The 5861-nt window shown below is 28.6% G+C and carries 3 protein-coding genes and 1 riboswitch; all 3 genes read left to right on the top strand.

What is annotated here, in order from left to right:
- Positions 1 to 144: 144 nt before the first annotated feature.
- Entirely contained in the window at positions 145 to 3114 is a 2970-nt protein-coding gene (locus COL3_RS25300) for an EAL domain-containing protein (protein WP_008427968.1), read from the top strand.
- Positions 3115 to 3150: 36 nt separating this feature from the next.
- A complete protein-coding gene (locus tag COL3_RS25295; protein WP_008427971.1) occupies positions 3151 to 4890 on the top strand; it encodes a FapA family protein in 1740 nt (579 codons plus the stop codon).
- A gap of 107 nt (positions 4891 to 4997) precedes the next feature.
- Positions 4998 to 5099: riboswitch (purine riboswitch) on the top strand.
- 111 nt (positions 5100 to 5210) lie between these two features.
- Positions 5211 to 5783, top strand: coding sequence for a xanthine phosphoribosyltransferase (locus tag COL3_RS25290; protein WP_008427972.1), 573 nt, complete (start codon positions 5211 to 5213; stop codon positions 5781 to 5783).
- The last annotated feature ends 78 nt before the right edge of the window (positions 5784 to 5861 follow it).

Below are 5861 nucleotides of genomic sequence, written 5' to 3'. Positions count from 1 at the left end.
GGGGAAGTTCGATTAACAAAATCATAGATTTTGATTCTCACTTATCCGACTCACATCCGTTCGCTGGATAAGTTCGATTAGCAAAATCATAGATTTTGATTCTCACTTATATGAGTTCAACTTTGTATTAAATGAGGTGAAGTAATGAGTTTTATTAAAAATAGGAATTCAATAATTAAAAAATTATTGATTCCAATGATAATTATTATGATTGTACAAGTGTTTTTATACTTAAGTGCAATTTCATTTAGTGGAATAATTGAAATACTTAGAGATAACTCATTTAATATACTAAATCAAAAAATTGAGTCAAGGAAAAATTATTTGCAAAATGAAATGCTACAACATTGGAGCAATGTTGGTGAATCTGAAAGTGTTATTAATAAAGCTATTTTAAGTAAACTAGAAAATAGAGGTCTCACTGTAAAGGATTTGAAAAATAACCCTAAGTTAAGCACTGAATTATTAAATGATATTTCTAGTGATATAATATTTATGCTAAGGAAAAATTACGTTACAGGTGCTTTCATAATACTTGATAATGATTCAGAAGAAAAAACAGGGTTATATTTTAGAGATTTGGATCCTAATTCAAATCCAAATGATAATTCCGATTTACTTATGGAGAGAGGGCCGGCATCCATTGCTCAAAAATTAGGAATTCCATTAGATACTTGGTGGAATAATAAATTTATTTTTAATCCTAATAATGAAGTATTAGCATCGCCTAATGAATTTTTTACGAAACCACTAGATGCAGCTAAGGGAAATAAAGATTTATCATATAAGGATTTAGGTTATTGGAGTAAGCCTTTTTCGTTAAGTGAAAAGGACATAAAGGTAATAACATATTCAGTTCCCTTAATAGATAATAACAATCAACCATATGGAGTAATGGGAATAGCCCTTTCTTTAAAATATTTAAATACTTTGCTTAATTATGAAGAAATAGATCCAAATGGAAATGGTGTTTATTTATTGGGTGCAAATAGTAATAATGACCTGAATTTTGAAAAAATGATGAGTACAGGACCTATGGTAAATAAGATTCTTGGAGAAGAACAAGACATTCGATTAAATAATAAAGAAGTTTATAATTCTATTTATGAAATAAAAGAGCCTGAATCAAATAAAATTGCATATGCGTGTACAAAATATTTAAATTTATATAATAGTAACACTCCTTTTGAAAATGAGAAATGGGCCTTAATTGGAATTGTGGAAAAGGACAATCTTTTATACTATTCTACTAGATTTAAAAATTTGCTAATTGTTTCATTGATAATATCAAGTGTAATTGGAATAATGCTTGTTATTATCACAGGAGGAAGGATAACTAGGCCAATAAGAAATTTAGCCAAAGATGTTAGAACAAGTAACCCACGAGAGCCTCTAGAATTAAGAAAAATAAATATATCTGAAATTGATGAATTATCAAGTGCAATTATGGCATTAAGTACAAATGTTGCAGATTCAGCTTCAAAGTTATCTCAAATAATAAAACTTTTTAACATGCCAATAGGAGCATTTGAATATAAAAAAGGAGAAAGTACAGTTTTATGTACTGAAACATTCCTTGAAGTAGTAGGTATTGAAGAGCCTAATAAGTTCGATAAATACATAGATATAAAATCTTTTGAAAAAATAATAGATGGAATAACAATGAACAAAGAACTTAGAGTAGATGATACTTATTGGATTGAAGGGAAGAATGGCAAACCCAAGTGGATTAAATTAAAAATGCTTCAAGAAGACTCAAGAACTTTTGGAGTCATAAGTGATGTCTCTCAAGAAATACTTGAAAAACAAAAAATAGAATATGAACGCGATTATGATATTTTAACTAATATACTAAATAGACGTGCATTTTACAATAATGTAAAAGAAAAGATAAAAAATGATGATTTAAAAATTGGGGCGTTTATAATGTGGGATTTGGATAACTTGAAATATGTAAATGATACCTATGGACATGATTATGGTGATGAATATATTAGAAAAGCTTCTAATCAACTAAAGAAATTTGAAGAGTATGGTGGTATAATAGGAAGGAGATCAGGTGACGAATTTTATACATTTTTGTATGGCTATGAAAATAAAAAGGAAATTAGAAGAATTATAAAGGAAGTTCATAAAAATATAGAAAACTCAATTCTCAAATTACCTAATAATAGAGAAATTAAAATAAGAATATCTACTGGAATAGCATGGTATCCAGACGATGCAACTACTTTTGAAGAGCTTGCAAAGTACTCTGATTTTGCCATGTATAAAATAAAGAGAACTGTAAAGGGAAATATAAGTGAATTTAACAAAGATGAATATAGCGAAGATTCATTTTTATTAAGCAGTCAAGAGGATTTAAATAAACTACTTGATGAAGAACTTATAGAATATGCTTTTCAACCAATAATAGATGCTAGAAATGGAAGTATATTTGCTTATGAAGCACTTATGAGATCGCAATTAGAATCTTTGAGAAGTCCTTTACATATTATAAAACTTGCAACTGCAGATTTTAGATTATATGAAATAGAAAGAATTACATTTTTTAAAGCACTTGAAGGATTTCTTAAGAATATTGAAAAATTTAAAGAAGCAAAACTTTTTATAAACTCTATACCAAATCAAGCATTATCTAATGAAGATTGTGAAAAATTTGAGCAGCTATACGGGGAGCATCTAGATAGATTAGTTATTGAACTTCTTGAAAACGAAAGATCTAATGGGGAATTTATCACTAAAAAAAGAAAATCTATTGAAAAATGGAACGCTAAGCTTGCTATTGATGATTTTGGCTCAGGGTATAATAATGAAGCTGTTTTACTAGCAATTACACCTGATTTTGTGAAAATAGATATGGGGATTGTTCGTGGAATTGATAAGGATATAAATAGGCAAATTATTTCTAAAAATCTTATATCCTATGCTAAGCAAAGAGGAATTAAAGTTGTAGCAGAAGGCGTTGAAACAAGTGAGGAATTAGAAAAGTTAATAGAACTCGGAGTAGATTATCTACAAGGTTATCATTTTAGTAAACCAGAGTTTATTCCACCTGAGATAAGCGATGATTTAATTAATGAAATCCTTAAGATAAACGAGAAATTTAATTAAATAAATTGATACTGTTTATAATTTTGGGGGATGGTTATGGAAAAAGAAGTGGGTGCAAAGGTTGTTAATGGGGAAATAATAGTAGTTGATGGAGCAAATGAGGAAATCATAACTATAAAATCGCGTAAAAATGTAAATCTATTTATTAATGACGTTGCTTGTGAGCCGTTTAAGGAATATGAGGTGACTTCAAAAGATAAAATAACTTATACTTGTGAAAAAACTAAATCTACTAAAGAGGTAGAAGTAATTATTTCAGAAGATAAAATGAAAGTATATATTATTGTAAAGTACACGCCAGAAATCGAGTATAGGCTGAAGGATCGAGATATATTTTTAAATTTAGCTGTTTCTGCTGAGAAAATTTATGAGAAGGAGCCTGAACATTTTACAGTTGAGGAGATTAAAAAGATTCTAAAGAGTAAAGGCATAGTATATGGCTTTAAAGAAGAAGAACTTCAGTTAGCATCAAAAGGGACTACTGAAGAAATTCTAGTTGCAGAGGGTAAAAAACCAATTAATGATAAGCCTAGTGAGGTAAAATTATTTTTTACACCAACTCAAATGCAATTTCCTGAGCCAGATTCGGATGAAAAAGTTGATTTTAAAAATCTGTTTAGAATTTCAAATGTTAATGCAGGAGATAAAATAGCAGAAATAATCCCAGAGGCTACAGGAGAAGATGGGATAAATGTTCTTGGACAAACAATAAAAAGAGAATACATTAGAAGTATGCCTATTAATGCTACAAATGGATGTAAGATTGAGGGGAATAATATCATTGCCCTTATTGAGGGAAAGGCTCATATAGCTAATAGAAATGTTAGTGTTAATCCAATCTACACTGTTGAGTCTGTAAATATGGAGACTTGTAATATTAAATTTTTTGGAGATATTGAAGTTTATAACAGTGTTGAAGATAATATGTTTGTTAGTGCCGGTGGATCTTTAGATGTAAGTCATAATGTAAATACTGCAAATGTTGTTACTGGTGGAGAAATAACTATCTTAGGAAATGCAATTAATTCAAAAATATTATCAGGTCAGATTGATATAAGGAAAAAAGAATATTGTGATGTATTAAATGATTTTAAAGACATGATTGTTAAAATGATTGAGTATATTAATGGATTGAAGCTTGAAAACACAGATTTTAAGAATAGTGACTTTATAAGAACTCTTACTGAAAAAAGTTTTGGTGATTTTCAAAAAGTTGCCTTAAATATAGTATCCTTAAATATAAAAAATAAAACAAAACGAAGCATACTTGTAGATTTTATAAAGGAAAAGGTATTGGGTCTTAAAATTTTAGAAATGAAATCCTTAAAAGATTTAATAAAGCTTCTTAATATATTAGAAAATGAAATAGATTATTATGATAAAAATATTGTAGTTCCATTAGATATAAGAATAGGATATTGTCAGGAATCTGAAATTAAATCTACAGGAAATATTATAATAGGTGGTGCTGGGGAGTATACCTCAAAGTTAACTGCAATGAAAGATATATTATTTACAAAAGCCAATTCTGTTGCAAGAGGTGGTATATTGAGTGCGGGAGAAAATATTAGTGCAGGAATTGTGGGGAGTAAAGCTGATATTCAAACCACTTTAGTAGTACCTCAGTTTGGAAGAATTACTGCTACACGAGCATATAAAAACACGATACTATGCTTTGGAAAAACTAAGATGATTTTAGAAGAAACCTGTGAAAATTTGAATGCATATTTTAATGGAGAAACCAGAAGAATTGAAATCGGTAGATCTTCAATGTAAAAATAATTACTTTATTTCATTAATATCTATATATTAATTTAAATTAAAAATGTCAGGAAATTTATAATAATTATTTGTCTAAAAAGTGCATGTATGATATAATAAAAAAATAATTTGTACAAAAGACTCGTATATTTCCGATATTATGGTTGGAAAGTTTCTACCTGCTATCCGTAAATTAGCAGACTACGAGGTAGTGTTTTGATTTTAAATATTAGTTAGTATATTTATTTAAGAAAGACAGCACCTCATGTTTATCATTGAGGTGTTTTTTGTCTTGGTAAATTTTAATTATACAAAGAAGAAAAGGATGGAGTTAAATGGAAAGTTTACATAAACGCATATTAGAAGATGGGCAAGCATTATCAGAAAGTGTATTAAAGGTTGATTCATTTCTTAATCACCAAGTTGATCCTGAACTAATGTATGAAATGGGGACATATTTTAAAAAGTATTACGAAAATCATGGAATAACTAAAATATTTACAATTGAAAGTTCGGGTATTGCACCTGCAGTGATGACTGCAATGCAAATGAATTTACCTATGGTTACGTTAAAAAAACAAAATTCAAGAACTTTAAATGGTGATGTTTATCAGACAAAAGTACATTCATTTACTAAGAATATGAATTATGAATTAACATTATCAAAAAAATATATAGATAGTAGCGATAGAATATTAGTTATTGATGACTTTTTGGCTAATGGGGAAGCTGCGCTAGGAGCTGCACGTTTAATCGAAGAAGCAGGAGCAAAAGTTGCTGGAATAGGAATTGTTATTGAAAAATCATTTCAAAAGGGCGCAGAAATGTTAAAGAGCAAGGGGTATGATGTTTATTCATTAGCAAGAATAGCAAAACTCTCAAAGGGAACTATAGAATTTATAAAATAATATAGATAAACATATGTGATAACTTACCGAAATAATAAATATTTTTGTTCCGAAAAACTATGAAAATATCGCTGAAGG

It is taken from the genome of Clostridium sp. LS (assembly GCF_002760435.1).
Lineage (GTDB): Bacteria > Bacillota > Clostridia > Clostridiales > Clostridiaceae > Clostridium.
Note: the sequence above shows the minus strand (reverse complement) of the source record. Positions and strands in the feature narration are given on the sequence as shown.

What these genes read in the sequence shown, in the direction of transcription:
- COL3_RS25295 (WP_008427971.1), top strand. Translation starts at nt 3,151, where the DNA reads ATGGAAAAAGAAGTGGGTGCAAAGGTTGTTAATGGGGAAATAATAGTA.
- COL3_RS25300 (WP_008427968.1), top strand. Translation starts at nt 145, where the DNA reads ATGAGTTTTATTAAAAATAGGAATTCAATAATTAAAAAATTATTGATT.
- COL3_RS25290 (WP_008427972.1), top strand. Translation starts at nt 5,211, where the DNA reads ATGGAAAGTTTACATAAACGCATATTAGAAGATGGGCAAGCATTATCA.